Source organism: Citrobacter sp. EC_71, assembly GCF_019584005.1.
GTDB classification, from domain to species: domain Bacteria; phylum Pseudomonadota; class Gammaproteobacteria; order Enterobacterales; family Enterobacteriaceae; genus Citrobacter; species Citrobacter werkmanii.
Genome location: NZ_VDAY01000003.1, coordinates 14,546 through 34,387, shown reverse-complemented (window position 1 = coordinate 34,387; position 19,842 = coordinate 14,546). Strand labels below are relative to the sequence as shown.

Genomic DNA, 19,842 nt, shown 5'->3' with positions numbered 1-19,842 from the left:
CCGAAAAATGACTGATTACCTGCTGCTGTTTGTCGGAACTGTACTGGTCAACAACTTTGTACTGGTTAAGTTTCTGGGGCTCTGCCCGTTTATGGGCGTTTCCAAAAAACTGGAAACCGCAATGGGTATGGGCCTTGCCACGACGTTTGTCATGACGCTGGCCTCCATTTGCGCATGGTTGATTGATACCTGGATCCTCATTCCGCTCAATCTCATCTATCTGCGCACGCTGGCTTTTATTCTGGTCATCGCCGTCGTCGTGCAATTTACCGAGATGGTGGTCCGTAAAACCAGCCCTGCGCTATACCGCCTGTTGGGGATCTTCTTACCACTGATCACCACAAACTGTGCGGTGTTGGGGGTAGCGTTGCTGAATATTAACCTCGGCCATAACTTCTTACAGTCGGCGCTATACGGCTTTTCCGCCGCCGTCGGCTTCTCACTGGTAATGGTACTGTTTGCCGCTATTCGCGAACGTCTCGCTGTGGCAGACGTCCCTGCTCCGTTTCGCGGTAATGCGATTGCGCTGATTACCGCCGGTTTAATGTCATTGGCCTTTATGGGCTTTAGTGGTTTGGTGAAGTTGTAATGAATGCTATCTGGATTGCCGTTGCCGCAGTGAGTCTGCTGGGTCTGGCGTTCGGCGCTATTTTGGGTTACGCCTCGCGACGTTTTGCCGTTGAGGATGATCCGGTCGTGGAGAAAATTGATGAAATTCTCCCGCAAAGCCAGTGTGGGCAGTGCGGCTATCCGGGCTGTCATCCCTATGCTGAAGCGATCGGCTCGCAGGGGGAAAAAATCAATCGTTGCGCGCCCGGTGGTGAAGCGGTGATGTTAAAAATCGCTGCCCTGCTGAACGTCGACCCGCAGCCGATTGATGGTGATGAACAAGATGTGACACCCGTGCGTATGCTGGCGGTCATTGATGAAAATAACTGTATTGGTTGCACAAAGTGCATTCAGGCCTGTCCGGTCGATGCCATTGTGGGTGCAACCCGTGCCATGCACACAGTGATGAGCGATCTCTGTACCGGCTGCAACTTGTGCGTTGACCCATGTCCAACGCAATGTATCGAATTACGCCCGGTGGCTGAGACCCCCGATAGCTGGAAATGGGATTTAAACACTATCCCTGTGCGCATCATTCCTGTGGAACAACATGTTTAAGTTATTCTCTGCATTCAGAAAGAACAAAATCTGGGACTTTGATGGCGGCATTCATCCACCTGAAATGAAGACCCAGTCAAACGGTACGCCATTGCGACAGGTTCCGCTGGCGCCGCGATTCGTTATTCCGCTGAAACAACATATAGGCGCGCAGGGAGAACTGTGTGTCAACGTAGGCGACACCGTCCTGCGTGGCCAGGCGTTAACCATCGGACGCGGCAAAATGTTGCCGGTACATGCGCCAACGTCAGGTACCGTTGTGGCTATCGCGCCGCACTCCACCGCACATCCTTCGGCATTAGCAGAGCTAAGCGTCATCATTGATGCCGATGGCGAAGACCGCTGGATTGAGCGTGATGGCTGGGCCGATTACCGCTCCCGTAGCCGGGAAGAGCTTATTGCACGTATTCATCAGTATGGCGTCGCTGGCCTGGGCGGAGCAGGTTTCCCAACCGGCGTTAAGCTACAGGGCGGCGGTGATAAAATTGAAACCCTGATCATCAACGCCGCCGAATGTGAGCCGTACATTACGGCAGATGACCGCTTGATGCAGGACTGCGCGGCGCAGGTCGTCGAAGGTATCCGCATCCTCGCGCACATTCTTCAGCCGCGTGAGATCCTGCTGGGAATAGAAGATAACAAACCGCAGGCAATTTCCATGCTGCGTGCGGTGCTGGCCGATTCGCACGATATCAGCTTACGCGTGATCCCGACAAAGTACCCGTCAGGCGGCGCCAAACAGTTAACACAAATTCTGACCGGCAAACAGGTACCCCATGGCGGACGCTCCTCAGATATTGGCGTGCTGATGCAAAACGTCGGGACCGCCTACGCAATCAAACGTGCGGTCATTGACGGCGAACCCATTACCGAGCGTGTTGTGACACTTACAGGCGAAGCCGTCAGCCGTCCGGGCAACGTCTGGGCGCGATTAGGCACGCCGGTTCGTCATCTGCTCAACGACGCGGGTTTCTGCCCTTCCGCCGACCAGATGGTCATTATGGGCGGGCCGCTGATGGGGTTCACGCTACCGTGGCTGGATGTACCGGTGGTGAAGATAACCAACTGCCTTCTGGCCCCCTCTGCCAGTGAAATGGGCGAAACGCCGGAAGAGAAAGGCTGCATTCGCTGTAGCGCCTGCGCTGATGCCTGCCCGGCGGATCTTCTGCCGCAGCAACTCTACTGGTTTAGTAAAGGGCAGCAGCACGATAAAGCCACAACCCACAACATCGCAGACTGCATCGAATGCGGCGCTTGTGCATGGGTATGCCCGAGCAACATTCCGCTGGTGCAGTATTTCCGCCAGGAAAAGGCCGAGATTTACGCTATTAGCCAGGAAGAAAAACGCGCCGCGGAAGCCAAAGCACGTTTTGAAGCCCGACAGGCGCGACTTGAGCGTGAGAAAGCCGCACGTCTTGAACGCCATAAAAGCGCTGCCGTACAGCCTGCGGCTAAAGATCATGATGCCATCGCCGCCGCGTTGGCTCGCGTAAAAGAGAAACAGGCTCAGGCAATGCAACCGGTTGTTATTCAGGCTGGCGAAAAACCTGACAATAGCGCAGTGATTGCCGCTCGCGAGGCGCGTAAAGCACAGGCTCGTGCGGCCCGAGCGGAAAATTCAAACAAAATTGAAGACAGCAGCGCGAGCATCGATCCGCGTAAAGCCGCCGTTGAAGCGGCTATCGCCCGCGCCAAAGCCCGTAAGCTTGAGCAGCAGCCGGTGACTGAAACCGCTGAACCGGTGGATCCACGCAAAGCGGCAGTTGAAGCGGCTATCGCCCGCGCCAAGGCCCGTAAGCTTGAGCAGCAGACGGTGACTGAAACCGCTGAACCGGTGGATCCGCGCAAAGCCGCCGTCGAAGCGGCAATCGCCCGCGCCAAAGCCCGTAAGCTTGAGCAGCAGCCGGTGACTGAAACCGCTGAACCGGTGGATCCGCACAAAGCCGCCGTCGAAGCGGCAATCGCCCGCGCCAAAGCCCGTAAGCTTGAGCAGCAGACGGTAACGGAAACAGCAGAACCGGTTGACCCACGTAAAGCCGCCGTCGCGGCCGCTATCGCACGCGCCCAAGCTAAAAAAGCCGCACAGCAGCAGGTTGTAAACGAGGAATAAATGGTATTCAGAATAGCAAGCTCCCCCTATACCCATAACCAGCGTCAAACATCACGCATCATGATGTTGGTGTTACTTGCTGCATTGCCGGGGATCGTCGCGCAGCTGTGGTTCTTTGGCTGGGGGACGTTGTTGCAGATCGTTCTGGCCGCCATTAGCGCTATCGCCGCCGAAGCGGTCGTACTTAAACTGCGTAAACAACCCATTGCGCCGATTTTAAAAGATAACTCCGCGCTCCTCACCGGGTTGCTGCTGGCCGTGAGTATTCCTCCGCTGGCCCCCTGGTGGATGGTGGTATTAGGCACGGTATTTGCCGTTATCATTGCAAAACAGCTGTATGGCGGCCTCGGACAAAACCCGTTCAATCCAGCGATGATTGGCTACGTCGTACTGCTTATCTCATTCCCGGTGCAGATGACAAGCTGGCTGCCGCCGCAGGAAATTGCAGCCACCGTACCCGGATTCTTTGACGCTCTGAATGTAATCTTTACCGGACATACCGCGGGTGGCAGTGATATGAACGCGCTCCGTATGGGAATCGACGGTATCAGCCAGGCTACGCCGCTTGATACCTTCAAGACATCTCTGCATGCAGGACGAACAATTGAACAGGTAATGCAGTACCCGATTTACAGCGGCATGCTCGCGGGCGCCGGATGGCAGTGGGTTAACCTTGCCTGGTTGGCTGGCGGCATTGTGCTGTTATGGCAAAAAGCGATTCGCTGGCATATCCCGGTTAGTTTCCTGCTGTCGCTCGCTATTTGCGCTACTTTAGGCTGGATTTTCTCGCCAGAGTCGCTGGCATCGCCTCAGTTACACCTACTCTCTGGCGCGACGATGCTCGGCGCTTTCTTTATTCTTACCGATCCCGTTACGGCATCAACCACCAACCGTGGTCGCCTGATTTTTGGCGCGCTTGCAGGTTTGTTAGTATGGTTAATCCGCAGTTTTGGTGGCTATCCCGATGGTGTGGCCTTTGCCGTGTTGCTGGCAAATATTACGGTTCCCCTGATTGATTATTACACCCGCCCTCGCGTGTACGGACATCGCTAAGGACAACATATGCTGAAAACGATTCGTAAACACGGTATTACTCTGGCGCTGTTTGCCGCCGGATCTACGGGGTTAACCGCGGCAATCAATCAATTAACCAAATCCACTATCGATGAACAAGCGGCGCTGCAACAAAAAGTATTGTTTGATCAGGTTCTGCCTGGCGATCGCTACAATAACGCGTTGTCTGAGAGTTGCTATCTGGTGAATGCGCAGGCGTTAGGTAAAGGGACTCACCGTGTATATATCGCGCGCCAGGACGATCGGCCTGTCGCGGCAATTCTCGAAGCCACGGCTCCAGATGGTTATTCTGGGGCTATTCAACTGCTGGTTGGTGTGGATTTCACAGGTACCGTATTGGGTACACGTGTGACTGAACATCATGAAACACCGGGGCTGGGCGATAAAATCGAACTGCGTCTGTCTGACTGGATCACCCACTTTAGCGGCAAAACGATCGGCGCGGGTAACGATGCCCACTGGGCAGTGAAGAAAGATGGCGGCGACTTCGACCAGTTTACTGGCGCAACCATTACACCTCGTGCGGTGGTTAATGCGGTGAAACGTGCGGGGCTGTATGCCCAGTCACTGCCTGCACAACTCCCTCAACTTAGCGCCTGTGGAGAATAAACCATGAGCGAAATCAAAGATGTCATTGTCCAGGGGTTATGGAAAAATAACTCCGCACTTGTGCAGTTACTTGGCATGTGCCCGCTGCTGGCGGTAACCTCTACCGCTACCAATGCGTTAGGCCTGGGACTGGCGACTACGCTCGTCCTGACGCTGACCAACCTGACCATTTCAGCCCTGCGTCGCTGGACGCCCTCTGAAATTCGTATTCCAATTTATGTCATGATCATCGCTTCCGTTGTGAGTGCGGTACAGATGCTGATTAATGCTTACGCTTTTGGTCTGTATCAGTCTCTTGGCATCTTTATCCCACTGATTGTGACTAACTGTATTGTTGTTGGTCGTGCTGAAGCCTTCGCGGCTAAAAAAGGCCCGGCATTATCCGCCCTTGATGGTTTCTCTATCGGTATGGGCGCAACTGGCGCCATGTTTGTTCTGGGTTCGCTACGTGAAATAATTGGTAACGGTACGCTATTTGATGGCGCAGACGGTTTACTTGGCAGTTGGGCTAAGGTATTACGCGTAGAGATCTTCCATACCGATACGCCGTTTCTGCTGGCTATGCTGCCACCGGGCGCGTTCATTGGCCTGGGCCTGATGCTGGCGGTGAAATATCTGATCGATGAGAAAATGAAGAAACGTCGTGCCGAAGCGGCTGTTGCAGACAGTCCGCTTGGTGAAACAGGGAATGTGTAATGAACAAAGCAAAACGGCTGGAAATACTGACACGCCTGCGTGATAACAATCCGCATCCGACAACTGAACTGAATTTTACATCGCCGTTCGAACTGCTGATTTCGGTCTTGCTCTCCGCGCAGGCCACCGATGTCAGCGTCAATAAAGCCACGGCTAAGCTGTACCCTGTCGCCAATACCCCTGCCGCTATGCTGGAGCTCGGCGTAGACGGGGTTAAGTCCTACATCAAAACAATCGGGTTATTCAACAGTAAAGCGGAGAACGTGATCAAAACCTGCCGCATTCTGCTGGAAAAACATAATGGTGAAGTGCCAGAAGACCGGGCCGCATTAGAAGCCCTGCCCGGTGTTGGGCGAAAAACAGCCAATGTAGTGTTAAATACCGCCTTTGGCTGGCCTACCATTGCGGTAGATACCCATATTTTTCGCGTCTGTAATCGCACGCAATTTGCGCCAGGCAAAAACGTCGAGCAGGTAGAGGAAAAATTACTGAAAGTCGTACCGAGTGAATTTAAAGTCGATTGCCATCACTGGTTAATCCTTCATGGCCGCTACACCTGTATTGCGAGAAAACCGCGCTGCGGTTCTTGCATCATCGAAGATCTCTGCGAATTCAAAGAGAAAGTTGATATCTGATACTGATGGGGCGTTCTCTTTGCCCCTTTGACACATAACGATTAGTTATGCACTCCCTAAACAATTTTTTCCCGTCGATGATGCCATTCAACTGCGCATATCTAACGCATTATTCTTGCGTATAAACACCTGAGCAGGTTAATCGTTTTTTTAGTAATAGAAATTTCTATCTATACGTGATGCAGATCACTCAGACAACACTATGTTAAATAATTTTTATTTTTTAGTTAAAGTGACAATCAGATGACCTTACCGAACAGTTTCTAAACAAAACATTACACTGGCTATTTTTCAGATAATGGCCTATATCACTGGATTCAACCGTAAATAGCAGAACATATCGCCGCATTGCGGTTTTTGGGTTACTTAAACAGTGTAAAAATCTGCGATTTTTCAAATGAAGAAATTTAACGCTAGATAACATTTCTCTGTACCGATGATTTCACCACCCAGGATATATGTAACAGATTATTACAAACCACTTGTCTGAATGGTCAAGATAGTGAACATTACTTGCCGTTTCCCCTCCCACTATAACAATCGGACGGATGAACTTGATTCATCACGTACCTGAACACCCCCGTTGATATGGGATGTAAAAAAAGAGGTAAAAGTGTCTACTGCAAACAATAAACCAACAGAAAGCGTTAGTTTAAACGCCTTCAAACAACCGAAAGCGTTCTATCTCATTTTCTCGATAGAGCTGTGGGAACGTTTTGGTTATTACGGCCTGCAAGGGATTATGGCCGTCTACCTGGTTAAGCAACTGGGTATGTCAGAAGCGGATTCCATCACCCTTTTCTCGTCCTTTAGCGCACTGGTGTATGGTCTGGTTGCCATCGGCGGCTGGTTAGGCGATAAAGTTCTGGGAACAAAACGTGTCATTATGCTGGGCGCCATTGTTCTGGCCATCGGTTATGCGCTGGTTGCATGGTCCGGTCACGATGCTGGTATTGTTTATATGGGCATGGCGGCCATCGCGGTCGGTAACGGCCTGTTTAAAGCCAACCCATCCTCTCTGCTCTCTACCTGCTATGCAAAAGATGACCCGCGTCTTGATGGTGCATTTACCATGTACTACATGTCCGTCAACATCGGTTCATTCTTCTCTATGCTGGCAACGCCATGGTTAGCTGCGCGTTACGGCTGGAGCACCGCGTTCGCGCTGAGCGTCGTAGGTATGCTGATCACCGTGGTTAACTTCGCATTCTGTCAGCGCTGGGTTAAACAGTACGGTTCTAAACCTGACTTTGAGCCGATCAACTTCCGTAACCTGTTGCTGACCATCGTTGGCGTTGTGGTTCTGATCGCGATTGCGACCTGGCTGCTGCACAACCAGCAAATCGCCCGTATGGTTCTGGGTGTGATTGCCATTGGTATCGTATTTATCTTCGGTAAAGAAGCCTTCACCATGCACGGTGCTGCGCGTCGTAAAATGATCGTCGCCTTCATTCTGATGCTGGAAGCGATTATCTTCTTCGTGCTGTACAGCCAGATGCCGACCTCACTGAACTTCTTCGCGATTCGTAACGTTGAACACTCTATTCTGGGTATTGCTTTTGAACCTGAGCAGTACCAGGCGCTGAACCCGTTCTGGATCATCATTGGTAGCCCAATCCTCGCCGCTATCTATAACAAGATGGGTGATACGCTGCCGATGCCGACCAAGTTCGCGATTGGTATGGTGCTGTGCTCCGGTGCGTTCCTGATCCTGCCGCTGGGTGCGAAATTCGCCACCGATGCGGGCATCGTTTCCGTTAACTGGCTGATCATTTGCTACGGTCTGCAAAGTATCGGTGAGCTGATGATTTCCGGTCTGGGTCTGGCCATGGTGGCGCAGCTGGTTCCGCAACGTCTGATGGGCTTCATCATGGGTAGCTGGTTCCTGACCACTGCCGGTGCAAACATCATCGGCGGTTACGTCGCCAACATGATGGCAGTTCCAGAAAACGTGACTGACCCGCTGATGTCTCTGGAAGTCTACGGTCGTGTGTTCCTGCAAATTGGTGTTGCAACGGCGGTTATCGCTGTTCTGATGCTGCTGACGGCGCCGAAACTGAATCGTATGACTCAGGACGATGACGCTAATGAGAAAGCCTCTAAGGCCGCAACAGCGTAATTCTCAGGGAAACTCATTTTCAGGCCGCTAACTGTTGTTAGCGGCTTTTTTTTTGCCAGAGGTAGCACTACCATACGATAAACCTCAGCCAAAAGGAGTTACCGATGAAACTGTTCTACAAACCGGGCGCTTGTTCTCTCGCTTCCCACATCACACTTCGTGAGAGCGGTAAAGATTTCACGCTGGATGGTGTCGATTTGATGAAGAAACGTCTGGAAAACGGCGATGATTTTTTCGCGGTAAACCCAAAAGGACAAGTTCCCGCGCTGCTGCTGGACGACGGTACATTACTAACCGAAGGCGTCGCCATCATGCAATACCTGGCGGACACAGTGCCAGACCGCCAGCTCCTCGCCCCTACCAGCAGCCTATCCCGTTACAAAACCATCGAATGGCTTAATTACATTGCGACAGAACTGCATAAAGGTTTTACCCCACTGTTCCGTCCTGATACACCGGAAGACTTCAAGCCAACCGTTCGCGCACAGCTGGAGAAAAAAATGCAGTACGTGAATGAATCGCTGAAAGATGAGCAATGGATCTGCGGCCCACGCTTCAGCATTGCAGACGCTTATCTGTTCACCGTGCTGCGTTGGGCTTATGCGGTTAAGCTGAATATGGCAGGATTAAGCCATATCGAGGCGTATATGGCGCGTATGGCTGAACGCCCGGCGGTTGCCGCAGCATTGAAGGCTGAAGGGTTGAATTAATTGGTGTTGCCGGGTAGCGCTTGCGGTTACCCGGCCTGTATACCCGATAAGCGTGAGCGCCATCGGGCATTGATTACAACTGCGTCGCGCTAAAGTAGTGTTCAGGCTTCGCGATACGATCCTGAGCGGCCACCACCTGCAACTCATACTCATGCATTTCTTTGGTGGCGATCATCACTTCATATACTGCCGCAGTCACATGCTCAAGCGCCTGCTGTAAAGACGCGCCCTGGAGCAGTTTCACCAGCAACAAGCCGCTGGTAACGTCACCCACGCCAACCGGCTGACGCGCGCCAAAATCGACTAATGGGCGGCTGATATGCCACGCCTGTTCCGCAGTGACCAACAGCATCTCGAAACGATCGGTGCTAATACCTGTGCGGGCCAGATGCTTCACCAGCACAATTTCTGGCCCCTGGGCGATCAGCTCACGGGCAGCCATCACCGCTTCAGTCACATTGTGAACCGCATGTTCGCACAGAATTTCAAGTTCAACCAGGTTCGGGGCAATAATGTCGCTGGCGGGAAGCGCATGACGCACATGAAATTCCGCCACGCCCGGCGCGACGATACACCCTTTCTCCGGATGCCCCATCACGGGGTCACAAAAGTATTTTGCCCGCGGATTGGCCGCTTTCACCTGGCGCACAATACCCAGAATATGCTCACCCTGTTCTGCCGAGCCAAGATAGCCGCTCAGTACTGCATCACAGGTCTGGAGTTTATCGATATCGGCAATACCCTGCACGATTTCAGTCAGATGAGTCGGGGGCATAACGCAACCGGTCCATTTGCCGTACTGCGTGTGGTTAGAAAACTGCACGGTATTCAGCGGCCAGACATTTGCGCCAAGACGACGCATCGGAAATTCTGCCGCGCTGTTGCCCGCATGACCAAAAACAACGTGAGACTGGATGGCGAGGATATTTTTCATTTTATTTATCACAACCCTGAAAAAATAAAGGGGCGTAGTTTCCCACGCCCCTGCTAACTAAATCTTACTTCCAGCAAATCAGACAATAGTTCTTCTTGCCACGGCGCAGTAAGGTGTAGCGCCCGAAGAGGATATCACTCTCCTGGAAGAAATATTCCGGATCGGATTGCTTCTCACCGTTGATGGTCACCGCGTTAGACGCAATGGTCTTACGCGCCTGACCGCGAGACGGTTGCAGTTCGGAATCCACCAGCGCCTGCATCAGATCCGCACCTTTCTCCATCTCAATCATCGGCACGCCATCCTGCGCCAGCTGTTCGAAATCCGCTTCGCTCAAATCGCTCAGGTTGCCGTTGAACAAGCTTTCAGTAATGCGTTTTGCCGCAACCAGACCTTCTTCACCGTGAACCAGACGCGTGACCTGCTCAGCCAGAACATACTGGGCACGCGGTGCTTTACCACTATTCTTATCTTCTTCTTCCAGCGCATTGATCTCTTCAATATCCATGAACGTGAAGAATTTCAGGAAGCGATAAACGTCCGCATCGGCGGTGTTGATCCAGAACTGGTAGAATTTGTACGGACTGGTTTTCTTCGGATCCAGCCACACTGCGCCGCCTTCAGTTTTACCGAATTTGGTGCCATCCGCTTTGGTGATCAGCGGAACAGTCAAACCAAATACCTGATTCTGGTGCAGACGACGGGTCAAATCGATACCGGAGGTAATGTTACCCCACTGGTCAGAACCACCAATCTGCAGCGCCACGCCGTGCAGTTTATTCAGGCAGGCGAAGTCATAGCCCTGCAGCAGATTGTAAGAAAACTCGGTAAAGGAGATCCCCTGATCGTCACGGTTCAGACGTTGCTTAACCGCTTCTTTGTTGATCATCTGGTTAACAGAGAAGTGTTTGCCGATATCACGCAGGAAAGTCAGCACATTCATACCGCCAAACCAGTCGTAGTTGTTCGCAGCAATCGCCGAGTTGTCGCCACAGTCGAAATCAAGGAACGGTGCAACCTGCTTGCGGATTTTATCCACCCACTCCTGCACGGTGTCTTCGGTATTCAGTTTACGCTCGGCAGCTTTAAAGCTCGGGTCACCAATCAGACCGGTCGCGCCACCTACCAGTGCAACAGGCTTATGGCCTGCCTGCTGGAAGCGTTTCAGGCATAACAATGGAACCAGATGCCCCAAATGCAAGCTGTCAGCGGTAGGATCGAAGCCGCAATAGAGCGCGATCGGGCCTTGCGCCAGTCGCTCTGCTAACGCTTCCTCGTCCGTCACCTGGGCCACCAGCCCCCGCTCTTGCAATTGTTTAATCAAGTTACTGCTTGCCATCAAAATCTCCATGTATAAAACGACTGCACCTTTGCCGGTACACGACTTTTCGCCTGATGCGAAAGAAACATAGAATAAAGCGCCGGATTGATCAGCACCAGCGCTTAAAACAAGAATTTTGCATCTTTAGGGGGCCAGACGATCAATTTTCCACGCGTTATCTTCACGTTGGTATAAAAAACGATCGTGCAGACGATTTTCGCCGCCCTGCCAAAACTCCATTTGTTCAATACTCACGCGAAAGCCGCCCCAGAAACTGGGCAACGGAACTTCCCCTTGCTGAAACTTCTGCTTCAGCTCAAGGAATTTGCTTTCAAGTATGCCGCGAGCGGAGATCCGGCTGGACTGTTTAGATACCCAGGCGCCAATCTGGCTGTCGCGTGGGCGACTGTGGAAGTACTTCACCACCTCAAGCGTGGAAAGACGCTCAGCCTTACCGATCACCATCACCTGCCGTTCCAGGGTATGCCATGGGAACAACAGGCTGATACGAGGGTTATTCTCGATTTGATGTGCCTTGCGGCTACCGAGGTTGGTATAGAAAACCAGCCCTTTGTCATCATAATGTTTGAGCAACACGATGCGCTGATACGGCTGACCATTTTCATCGACGGTCGCAACAACCATAGCAGTAGGGTCTGCCAGTTTGGCATCGCAAGCTTGCCCCAGCCAACGCTCAAACAGCGCAAGGGGTTCGGCGGGAAGATCATGGCGGCGAAGACCGCCTTTCGTGTATTCACGGCGCAGATGCGCGATTTGCTGCAATTCGTCGTTGTCAGACATGATGTTAGGCTACGGATTGTCAATGGGTGACGCTATTGTGCGCCGCCCAGGTGAAAATCTCAACGCTTCGGGTTCTGTAACTGACAGTTATTTAGCACAATTCTGTCTCGTTTATAGACCGTTGCCTCGTCGCCTTTAGACCAGAAGACGTAGATACCATCCGTATAGCGCGCCCCCGATGCCGAGATGCCCTGTTTGAGGTTCAATAGCTGATTATCATAAACAAAGTTCACTTCCTGGCGCGTATTGTTCAGCTTCACGGTAAGCGGTTTTTCGTCACAACGGTATTCGAGCGTGTCGGTTTGCATACGTTCAACAAATTGGTTGTACACGCTGCACCCGCTAAGCAGTACCGGCAGACATACTAACAACAGTTTTTTCATAGCCCTATCCTGAAGACTTTCCTGGTCCTGGAGGGTAATGGCACCCTCCCTAATATCCCTAGTTTACCGGCATACCGCGCTGAATAATTTCAGTTAACTCTGAGTTCGTGGATTGGCAGGATAAATCGCCCCTAACACGCTCGGCTCTGACGCGCCGGTCACAGAAGGTAAATTTCCCGGTAATCCGGCCAGCGTTCGCCACGCCAGCCAGGCAAAGGCTAACGCTTCCATATCGTCGCCGCTAATCCCGGCGTCATCGGTAGAGGTGACTTCGGTACCTGGTAATAATGCTGCCAGACGCATCATCAGCAGCGGATTACGACTTCCACCGCCACATACCATGAGTCGATCACAGCCGCCGCTTAACAAGACCTGCTCTGAAATGGTGACTGCCGTCAGTTCGGCAAGCGTCGCCTGTACATCTCGTGGGCTAATTCCCGGGAACTGCGCCAGATGACGCTCTATCCAGCCGTAATTGAAATACTCACGGCCTGTGCTTTTGGGCGCTGGCGCGGAAAAATAAGGGTCGTTAAGCATGTTTTGCAGTAACGGCAGGACCACCGTTCCTGAAATGGCCCACTGTGCATCTTTGTCGTAGGGTTGGCCGCATTGTCGCCAGACCCAGGCATCCATCAGCATATTGCCCGGCCCGGTGTCGTATCCGCGAACGGGTTGTTGCGGAATAAGCAGAGATAAATTGGCAATTCCGCCGATGTTCAGCACCATCCGCCGTTCCGTAGGATGGGCCAACAGTGCCTGATGAAACGCAGGAACTAACGGCGCGCCCTGCCCACCGAGCGCGATATCACGCCGACGAAAATCGCCGACGACGGTTATTCCGGTACGCGCGACAATCTGATTGTTATCCCCAATTTGTAGCGTGTGCGGCGCAGCGCCGTTCGGTTCATGCCACACGGTTTGTCCGTGGCAACCAATCGCTACGATATCCTGCGGTTTCAATTTTTCCTTCGCCAGCAGCGCATTTACCGCCTCGGCAAAAAGATAACCCAGTTGCGCGTCCAGTTGTCCAAACTGAGAAAGCGTAAGCTGCTGCCCCTGGCAGATATCAAGAATCGCCTGTTTTACATGAATGGGGATAGGCCAGGTCAGACTCGCCTGCTGTGCAACCATCGTTTCATCTATTGTCGCCAGCACAACATCGACGCCATCAAGGCTGGTTCCAGACATAACACCGATAAAACGGCCCGATTTCATACGTCATCCTTTTAAGCAAATTAGCCTTGACACTCAACCATAAAGTGCAGACTAATGCCATGCTTCCTGAATGATTTTTGAGAGGAAATCATGTCAATGGTCGCTTAATTACATCAATTATATGAATGATTCGTTTATACTCGGTTGATCCGATTTCGGTTAAGATTTTCATATTGTGCCAGTGGCACATGTGACCTCAGGCTCACAAATGCCATATAATTTAACCATGATGGGGCTTTATTAGCGTTCCGTGGTGATAAAGGAGATTTATAAATGATTAAACGTGTGCTGATTGTTTCATTAATGGGCGTATCTTTGGCGGGCTGCGTGAACAATGATAGCCTTTCAGGCGACGTATATACCGCATCCGAAGCGAAACAAGTTCAGAACGTTACCTACGGTACGATTGTTCATGTTCGTCCGGTGCAAATCCAGGGTGGCGATGACGCAAACGTAATTGGTGCTATCGGCGGTGCGGTGCTCGGCGGGTTCCTGGGTAACACCGTCGGCGGCGGTACGGGTCGTTCATTAGCAACGGCTGCAGGCGCAGTTGCCGGTGGCGTCGCGGGTCAGGGCGTACAAGGCGCGATGAATAAAACCCAGGGTGTCGAACTGGAAATCCGTAAGGATGATGGTAATACCATCATGGTGGTTCAGAAGCAGGGCGCGACCAAATTCTCTGCTGGTCAGCGCGTTGTTATGGCGAACAACGGCAGCCAGGTTACCGTGTCTCCACGTTAATCGAATTTACGTGTGGTCAGGCGCTGGCCACACGTTATCTCTCGTCTCAGCCCTGCGACTGCAGTTCAATAATATTGTGTTCCAGTCTGGCGACCAGTTTAATCAGCAGATCAATTTCCTCAGCTGAAATCCCTTCCAGAATCTCTCCACGTGTCTTGTTGATAACCGCTTCCATGTCTGCGATCAGTGGCTCGGCTTTCTCAGTCAGTTTAATTCTCTTTGCCCGACGATCGCTGGCGCAAGTCTGTCGTGAAATGAGTCCCTTTTCTTCCAACTGGTCGAGCGTACGTACCAGCGAAGGCTGTTCGATGCCAATCGCTTTAGCCAGTTGGATCTGCGATTGATCCGGCGGCAACTGATGAATGTTGTGCAGCGTAACCCAATGCGTCTGCGTCAACTCCAGAGGTTTCAGGCGATGGTCAATCAGAGCACGCCAAATGCGCACCAACCGTGCCAGATCAGAACCTAATGGCGATTCCAATTTCATCTCCTTATAATTAGCTTGCTAAGTTATTGTGCTGATTTTAGAATAGTGTGCAGCATTTGTATTCTCAAAACAAATGTATTGCCAAATTTGCTTACCGGTTGACATTTTTTCAGACATTATGTGTTACAGAGACTCATCGTCTCTTTTTTGCTAAACCTATAGCAATGCTCTCTTCCGTCAAGGATTTTGCCCGTGAAGTTTATGTTTAATGCAACAGGATTGCCCCTACAAGATTTAATGATCGGTGCATCTGTCTACTTCCCTCCCATTTTCAAGGCGTTTGTCGCAGGGTTTATTCTCTGGTTGGTTGTTCATCGCCTGCTGCGCGACTGGATTTATTCCGGTGAGATCTGGCATCCCCTGTTGATGGATCTGTCTCTCTTTACGCTTAGCGTAGGTCTGGCCTTTGTTATGCTGATTGTGTGGTGATTATGTCGCTCAAAACCATTAAATACTTCTCAACCATTATAGTCGCTGCAATCGCAGTTTTTGCCGGATGGTGGATGTGGAATTACTATATGCAGTCGCCCTGGACACGTGATGGCAAAGTGCGTGCAGAGCAGGTCAGCATCACACCACAGGTTTCGGGCAGCATTAATGAACTCAATATAAAAGATAACCAGTTCGTGAATAAAGATGATGTCCTGTTTACTATCGACAAGACGCCGTTTCACATTGCTGAACTGAATGCGCAAGCACAGCTGGCGAAAGCGCAATCCGATCTGGCAAAAGCGAATAATGAAGCCAATCGTCGTCGTCATTTATCGCAAAATTATATCTCAGCCGAAGATCTGGATACCGCCAACCTCAACGTAAAAGCGATGCAGGCAAGCGTTGAAGCAGCCGAGGCCAGTTTGCGCCAGGCGCAATGGCAATTGTCGCAAACGGTCGTCAAAGCGCCCGTAGCGGGCTGGGTCACCAACCTTTCAACCCGCACCGGCGACTACGCCTCAACCGGTAAGCCGCTGTTTGCTCTTGTCGACAGCCACTCTTTTTATGTGATGGGGTATTTTGAAGAAACTAAGTTGCGTCACATACGCGAAGGCGCACCGGCGTTTATTACGCTCTACAGCGGCAACGTTAAGTTACAGGGTCACGTCTCCAGTATCGGTCGCGCGATTTATGACCAAAGTGTAGAAAGCGATTCCGGCCTGATTCCTGACATCAAGCCAAACGTGCCGTGGGTACGTCTGGCACAGCGTGTCCCTGTGCGCATCGAATTTGACGCTTTGCCGCAGGATGTCACGCTGGTCTCTGGTACCACCTGTAGCGTCTCTATCGGCCAGCGTAAATGAAAATGCCCCACCTGACGCCAGGCAATTGGCCATGGTTTAAAGCCACGTCGGCACAGTGGCGTTATGCGCTGCGTAACACCATTGCGATGTGTCTGGCGTTAACCTTCGCCTATTATCTGAATCTGGACGAACCCTATTGGGCGATGACTTCCGCGGCGGTGGTGAGTTTCCCAACCGTCGGCGGGGTCATCAGCAAAAGCCTGGGTCGTGTTGCCGGTAGTTTACTTGGCGCGACAGCCGCGCTGATTATTGCCGGCCATACCCTCAATGAACCGTGGCTTTTTCTGCTGAGCATGTCAGTCTGGATCGGCTTTTGTACCTGGGCCTGCGCGCATTTTACTAATAACGTCGCCTACGCCTTTCAACTGGCGGGTTACACGGCGGCGATCATTGCGTTTCCCATGGTCAATACCGTCGAGATCACGCAGTTATGGGATATCGCGCAGGCCCGCGTATGCGAGGTCATTGTGGGTATCTTGTGCGGGGGTATGATGATGATGATCCTACCCAGCACCTCCGATGGCACCACGTTGCTTACGGCACTGAAAAACATGCATACGCGTTTGCTCGAGCATGCCAGCTTGCTCTGGCAACCGGAGACAACGGATGCCATCCGCACGGCACATGAAGGTGTTATCGGTCAGATTCTGACCATGAACCTGTTGCGTATACAGGCGTTCTGGAGTCACTACCGCTTTCGCCGCCAAAATGCCTTACTCAATTCGCTGTTACATCAGCAGCTACGTATGACCAGCGTGATTTCCAGCCTGCGCAGAATGCTGCTGAACTGGCCTAATCCTCCGGCCAATACCCGCGATATCATTGAACAATTACTTGGCGCGCTGGTCAAATCCAATACCGACAGCTATACCGTCGCGCGTATTATCGCCCCACTGCGGCCCGTCGATGCCCGCGATTATCGACACGTCGCCTTCTGGCAACGGCTGCGCTATTTTTGCCGCCTCTACTTATGTAGCAGCCATTACCTGCATTTGCTGGAAAATGGCGTTACCGCCGAACGTATCAATGTTGCTCGTACGCCAGGGCTTGCCCGCCATACCGATAATGCGGAAGCTATCTGGAGCGGGTTACGCACGTTCTGCACTTTGATGCTTATCGGCGCATGGAGCATTGGCGCACAATGGGAATCAGGATCTGGCGCACTCACGCTCGCGGCCATCAGCAGCGTGTTGTATTCCGCCGTTGCCACGCCCTTCAAATCACTTTCCTTGTTAATGCGCACGTTGGTTCTGCTGTCGCTATTTAGCTTTGTGGTCAAGTTTGGTTTGATGGTACAAATTACCGATCTCTGGCAGTTCATCCTGTTTCTCTTCCCGCTCCTCGCCACCATGCAGCTGTTAAAACTACAAATGCCTGCGCTGGCGGGGCTTTGGGGGCAGCTTATCGTGTTTATGGGATCGTTCATCGCGGTAACGAATCCCCCGGTATACGACTTTGCTGATTTTCTGAATGACAATTTGGCGAAAATCACCGGCGTGGCATTGTCATGGCTGGCATTCGCTATTCTACGCCCCGGATCGGATGCGCGGAAAAGCCGCCGTCATATACGCGCCCTGCGTCGGGATTTTGTCGATCAGCTCAGCCGACATCCTGCACTCAGTGAGAATGAATTTGAGTCGTTGACCTATCATCACGTCAGCCAGCTGAGTAACAGTCAGGATGCGCTGGCGAGGCGTTGGTTATTACGTTGGGGGGTTGTCTTGCTGAACTGCTCGCATGTGGTGTGGCAACTGCGTACCTGGGAGGCGCGCTCAGATCCGCTGGCTCGCGTCAGGGATGTGTGTATCTCGTTGCTACGCGACGTGATGAGTGAGCGCGGCGTCCAACAACGACCGTTGAATGCCACGCTAAGCGAGCTACAGCGTATCTGCGATACGCTCGCCCACCATCACCAACCTGCTGCGCAGGAGCTGTCGGCCCTCGTCTGGCGGCTGCACTGCTCGCTGTCACAGCTTGAACAGGCGCCACCACCGGGTACGCTAAGCAGCTGACTATTTGATAACGCCGCAAGCGTAGCGCGCTCCGCCACCGCCAAGCGGTTTCGGTTGATCGGACATATTATCGCCGCCCACGTGAATCATCAGCGCCTTACCTTTTACCTCATCCAGGGATTTAAGCCGCGGCGCTATGACCGGTGTTGTGGCGTTACCGTCGTTATTCACCACCAGCAGCGGCAGGTCACCCATGTGACCTGCACCTTCCGGGCCTTCGTGTTTACCCGTTTGGTGAGGATCGTAATGCCCTCCCGCTGATTCCGCCGCTGAAGCCTTCCCGTCTTTAATCGCCGGTTGGCAACTGCCGTTGGCATGCACATGGAAACCATGTTCACCCGGCGGCAACGCTTTCAAATCGGGGGTAAATTCCAGCCCTTTCCCGGTTTCAGTAATTGAGACAGTACCAATCGCCTGGCCGACTCCTTGCGACGTCACCAGATTCATCGTTACTTTTTCTTCTTCACTGGCAGCCTGCGCACCTGCACAGGCCAGTAAGGTAATAATGGCTAAACTCAAACGCTTCATAAGACCTCCGTCTAAAAGGTGTCTGATTGATAAGTGTAAACCAGTGACACAAATTTGAACGGTGAAGCGCCAAAAACGCGATTAAGGTACGTCGTAACCCAGCGCGGCTTTACGGATGCGGAACCATTGTTGGCGAGACATGCTCAGCGCTTCGGACTCAATGGCGGCACGAACACGCTCGATTTTACCCGAACCAATAATCGGCAGCGGTTGCGAAGGCAGACGTAAGATCCAGGCGTACACTACCTGCTCGATGGACTGCGCGTTCAATTCTTCTGCGATCGCGGCCAGTTCATTGCGCAGCGGCTGGAAGGCATCATCATTAAACAAACGACCGCCTCCGAGGCAGGACCAGGCCATCGGACGGATACGCAGCTGTTGCAGTTGATCTAAAGTACCATCCAGCAGGAGTGGCTGATGTACCGGTGAAATTTCAACCTGGTTGGTCGCCAGAGTGAACGGCAGACGCGATTGCAACAGCGAAAACTGCGCGGGGGTGAAGTTAGAGACGCCAAAGTGACGCACTTTGCCGCTATGGTGCAATTTTTTAAATGCGTCGGCCACATCGTCTGCATCCATCAGAGGATCTGGACGATGGATCAGCAGCAAATCAATATGATCGGTCGCCAACAGCTTTAGCGATTGTTCCGCGCTGGCAATAATATGGGCGCTGTCGGTAATATAGTGCCCAAGCGCATTTTCCGTGCGCGCCGTCGTGGCGATCCCGCATTTGGTGACAATCTGCATTTTCTCACGCAAATGCGGAGCCAGTTTCATCGCCTCGCCAAACGCTGCTTCACACTGGTATCCGCCGTAAATATCGGCGTGATCGACGGTGGTAACGCCAAGGTCAAGATGCTCTTCAATAAAGCTGACTAACTGACGCGTGGACATATTCCAGTCCATCAGGCGCCAGTAACCCATCACAAAGCGAGAAAATTCCGGGCCTTGCGGCGCAATAGTAATACGCTGAACCATAGCAGCTTCCTTATAGATGAATGTGCA

Annotated in this window: 20 protein-coding genes and 1 pseudogene; 13 read left to right on the top strand and 8 right to left on the bottom strand. The window is 52.3% G+C overall.

From position 1 onward, the window contains the following. Window positions 1–7 precede the first annotated feature (7 nt). From rsxA to gstA, 9 genes are all read left to right on the top strand, one after another. Entirely contained in the window at window positions 8–589 is a 582-nt protein-coding gene (rsxA, locus tag FHD02_RS03670; RefSeq protein WP_003029144.1) for an electron transport complex subunit RsxA, read from the top strand. Beyond that, window positions 589–1,167, top strand: a complete 579-nt coding sequence (rsxB, locus tag FHD02_RS03665; protein WP_032943340.1) for an electron transport complex subunit RsxB — start codon at window positions 589–591, stop codon at window positions 1,165–1,167. The genes rsxA and rsxB overlap by 1 nt, the downstream gene beginning before the upstream one ends. After that, window positions 1,160–3,277: an electron transport complex subunit RsxC gene (gene rsxC, locus FHD02_RS03660; protein ID WP_220393583.1), complete on the top strand. Its 2,118-nt coding sequence runs from the start codon at window positions 1,160–1,162 to the stop codon at window positions 3,275–3,277. Before rsxB ends, rsxC begins: the two co-directional genes overlap by 8 nt. Beyond that, window positions 3,278–4,330: an electron transport complex subunit RsxD gene (gene rsxD, locus FHD02_RS03655; RefSeq protein ID WP_137370551.1), complete on the top strand. Its 1,053-nt coding sequence runs from the start codon at window positions 3,278–3,280 to the stop codon at window positions 4,328–4,330. 9 nt (window positions 4,331–4,339) lie between these two features. Continuing rightward, window positions 4,340–4,960 (top strand): electron transport complex subunit RsxG, encoded by a 621-nt coding sequence (gene rsxG / locus FHD02_RS03650; RefSeq protein ID WP_061381400.1) that lies wholly within the window; start codon window positions 4,340–4,342, stop codon window positions 4,958–4,960. 3 nt (window positions 4,961–4,963) lie between these two features. Further along, window positions 4,964–5,656 (top strand): electron transport complex subunit E, encoded by a 693-nt coding sequence (locus FHD02_RS03645; RefSeq protein ID WP_137370550.1) that lies wholly within the window; start codon window positions 4,964–4,966, stop codon window positions 5,654–5,656. Beyond that, complete coding sequence (gene nth, locus FHD02_RS03640) at window positions 5,656–6,291, top strand: endonuclease III (RefSeq protein ID WP_038640407.1); 636 nt, start codon at window positions 5,656–5,658, stop codon at window positions 6,289–6,291. The genes FHD02_RS03645 and nth overlap by 1 nt, the downstream gene beginning before the upstream one ends. Before the next feature lie 613 nt (window positions 6,292–6,904). Continuing rightward, window positions 6,905–8,410 carry a dipeptide/tripeptide permease DtpA gene (gene dtpA / locus FHD02_RS03635; protein WP_137370549.1) on the top strand — a complete coding sequence of 502 codons (1,506 nt, stop codon included), beginning with the start codon at window positions 6,905–6,907 and terminating at the stop codon, window positions 8,408–8,410. Window positions 8,411–8,514: 104 nt separating this feature from the next. After that, window positions 8,515–9,120 carry a glutathione transferase GstA gene (gene gstA / locus FHD02_RS03630; protein WP_137370548.1) on the top strand — a complete coding sequence of 202 codons (606 nt, stop codon included), beginning with the start codon at window positions 8,515–8,517 and terminating at the stop codon, window positions 9,118–9,120. A 73-nt stretch (window positions 9,121–9,193) separates the two neighbouring features. On the opposite strand, the gene pdxY is transcribed toward gstA, so the two are convergent. From pdxY to anmK, 5 genes are all read right to left on the bottom strand, one after another. Continuing rightward, the gene (pdxY, locus tag FHD02_RS03625) at window positions 9,194–10,054 is read right to left on the bottom strand and encodes a pyridoxal kinase PdxY (RefSeq protein ID WP_220393582.1); all 861 of its coding nucleotides are present in this window, start codon (window positions 10,052–10,054) and stop codon (window positions 9,194–9,196) included. Window positions 10,055–10,118: 64 nt separating this feature from the next. Continuing rightward, entirely contained in the window at window positions 10,119–11,393 is a 1,275-nt protein-coding gene (tyrS, locus tag FHD02_RS03620) for a tyrosine--tRNA ligase (protein ID WP_032939770.1), read from the bottom strand. A gap of 126 nt (window positions 11,394–11,519) precedes the next feature. Beyond that, entirely contained in the window at window positions 11,520–12,176 is a 657-nt protein-coding gene (pdxH, locus tag FHD02_RS03615; RefSeq protein ID WP_137360098.1) for a pyridoxamine 5'-phosphate oxidase, read from the bottom strand. 59 nt (window positions 12,177–12,235) lie between these two features. Then, entirely contained in the window at window positions 12,236–12,559 is a 324-nt protein-coding gene (gene mliC / locus FHD02_RS03610; RefSeq protein WP_042308632.1) for a C-type lysozyme inhibitor, read from the bottom strand. A 93-nt stretch (window positions 12,560–12,652) separates the two neighbouring features. Then, window positions 12,653–13,774 (bottom strand): anhydro-N-acetylmuramic acid kinase, encoded by a 1,122-nt coding sequence (gene anmK / locus FHD02_RS03605; protein WP_042308634.1) that lies wholly within the window; start codon window positions 13,772–13,774, stop codon window positions 12,653–12,655. A 273-nt stretch (window positions 13,775–14,047) separates the two neighbouring features. Between anmK and slyB the strand changes: the two genes are divergently transcribed. After that, window positions 14,048–14,515, top strand: coding sequence for an outer membrane lipoprotein SlyB (gene slyB / locus FHD02_RS03600; protein WP_003029175.1), 468 nt, complete (start codon window positions 14,048–14,050; stop codon window positions 14,513–14,515). Between the two features lie 46 nt (window positions 14,516–14,561). On the opposite strand, the gene slyA is transcribed toward slyB, so the two are convergent. Beyond that, the gene (slyA, locus tag FHD02_RS03595; protein ID WP_019076732.1) at window positions 14,562–15,002 is read right to left on the bottom strand and encodes a transcriptional regulator SlyA; all 441 of its coding nucleotides are present in this window, start codon (window positions 15,000–15,002) and stop codon (window positions 14,562–14,564) included. A gap of 192 nt (window positions 15,003–15,194) precedes the next feature. On the opposite strand from slyA, the gene FHD02_RS03590 reads away from it, so the two are divergent. From FHD02_RS03590 to FHD02_RS03580, 3 genes and pseudogenes are all read left to right on the top strand, one after another. Continuing rightward, window positions 15,195–15,431, top strand: coding sequence for a DUF1656 domain-containing protein (locus tag FHD02_RS03590; RefSeq protein ID WP_038640388.1), 237 nt, complete (start codon window positions 15,195–15,197; stop codon window positions 15,429–15,431). A 2-nt stretch (window positions 15,432–15,433) separates the two neighbouring features. Then, entirely contained in the window at window positions 15,434–16,297 is an 864-nt protein-coding gene (locus tag FHD02_RS03585) for an HlyD family secretion protein (RefSeq protein WP_220393581.1), read from the top strand. Then, window positions 16,294–18,334 (top strand): annotated as a pseudogene (locus FHD02_RS03580) (FUSC family protein). Before FHD02_RS03585 ends, FHD02_RS03580 begins: the two are co-directional and overlap by 4 nt. On the opposite strand, the gene sodC reads toward FHD02_RS03580, so the two are convergent. Continuing rightward, on the bottom strand, window positions 18,310–18,837 hold the full coding sequence (sodC, locus tag FHD02_RS03575; protein WP_137360094.1) for a superoxide dismutase [Cu-Zn] SodC: 528 nt from the start codon (window positions 18,835–18,837) through the stop codon (window positions 18,310–18,312). The pseudogene FHD02_RS03580 and the gene sodC overlap by 25 nt on opposite strands. 81 nt (window positions 18,838–18,918) lie before the next feature. Further along, window positions 18,919–19,815: an aldo/keto reductase family oxidoreductase gene (locus tag FHD02_RS03570; RefSeq protein WP_042308642.1), complete on the bottom strand. Its 897-nt coding sequence runs from the start codon at window positions 19,813–19,815 to the stop codon at window positions 18,919–18,921. Window positions 19,816–19,842: the final 27 nt, after the last annotated feature.

Coding starts and splice junctions, on each gene's coding strand:
- rsxA (WP_003029144.1), top strand. CDS start 8: ATGACTGATTACCTGCTGCTGTTTGTCGGAACTGTACTGGTCAACAAC.
- rsxB (WP_032943340.1), top strand. CDS start 589: ATGAATGCTATCTGGATTGCCGTTGCCGCAGTGAGTCTGCTGGGTCTG.
- rsxC (WP_220393583.1), top strand. CDS start 1,160: ATGTTTAAGTTATTCTCTGCATTCAGAAAGAACAAAATCTGGGACTTT.
- rsxD (WP_137370551.1), top strand. CDS start 3,278: ATGGTATTCAGAATAGCAAGCTCCCCCTATACCCATAACCAGCGTCAA.
- rsxG (WP_061381400.1), top strand. CDS start 4,340: ATGCTGAAAACGATTCGTAAACACGGTATTACTCTGGCGCTGTTTGCC.
- FHD02_RS03645 (WP_137370550.1), top strand. CDS start 4,964: ATGAGCGAAATCAAAGATGTCATTGTCCAGGGGTTATGGAAAAATAAC.
- nth (WP_038640407.1), top strand. CDS start 5,656: ATGAACAAAGCAAAACGGCTGGAAATACTGACACGCCTGCGTGATAAC.
- gstA (WP_137370548.1), top strand. CDS start 8,515: ATGAAACTGTTCTACAAACCGGGCGCTTGTTCTCTCGCTTCCCACATC.
- pdxY (WP_220393582.1), bottom strand. CDS start 10,054: ATGAAAAATATCCTCGCCATCCAGTCTCACGTTGTTTTTGGTCATGCG.
- tyrS (WP_032939770.1), bottom strand. CDS start 11,393: ATGGCAAGCAGTAACTTGATTAAACAATTGCAAGAGCGGGGGCTGGTG.
- pdxH (WP_137360098.1), bottom strand. CDS start 12,176: ATGTCTGACAACGACGAATTGCAGCAAATCGCGCATCTGCGCCGTGAA.
- mliC (WP_042308632.1), bottom strand. CDS start 12,559: ATGAAAAAACTGTTGTTAGTATGTCTGCCGGTACTGCTTAGCGGGTGC.
- anmK (WP_042308634.1), bottom strand. CDS start 13,774: ATGAAATCGGGCCGTTTTATCGGTGTTATGTCTGGAACCAGCCTTGAT.
- slyB (WP_003029175.1), top strand. CDS start 14,048: ATGATTAAACGTGTGCTGATTGTTTCATTAATGGGCGTATCTTTGGCG.
- slyA (WP_019076732.1), bottom strand. CDS start 15,002: ATGAAATTGGAATCGCCATTAGGTTCTGATCTGGCACGGTTGGTGCGC.
- FHD02_RS03585 (WP_220393581.1), top strand. CDS start 15,434: ATGTCGCTCAAAACCATTAAATACTTCTCAACCATTATAGTCGCTGCA.
- sodC (WP_137360094.1), bottom strand. CDS start 18,837: ATGAAGCGTTTGAGTTTAGCCATTATTACCTTACTGGCCTGTGCAGGT.
- FHD02_RS03570 (WP_042308642.1), bottom strand. CDS start 19,815: ATGGTTCAGCGTATTACTATTGCGCCGCAAGGCCCGGAATTTTCTCGC.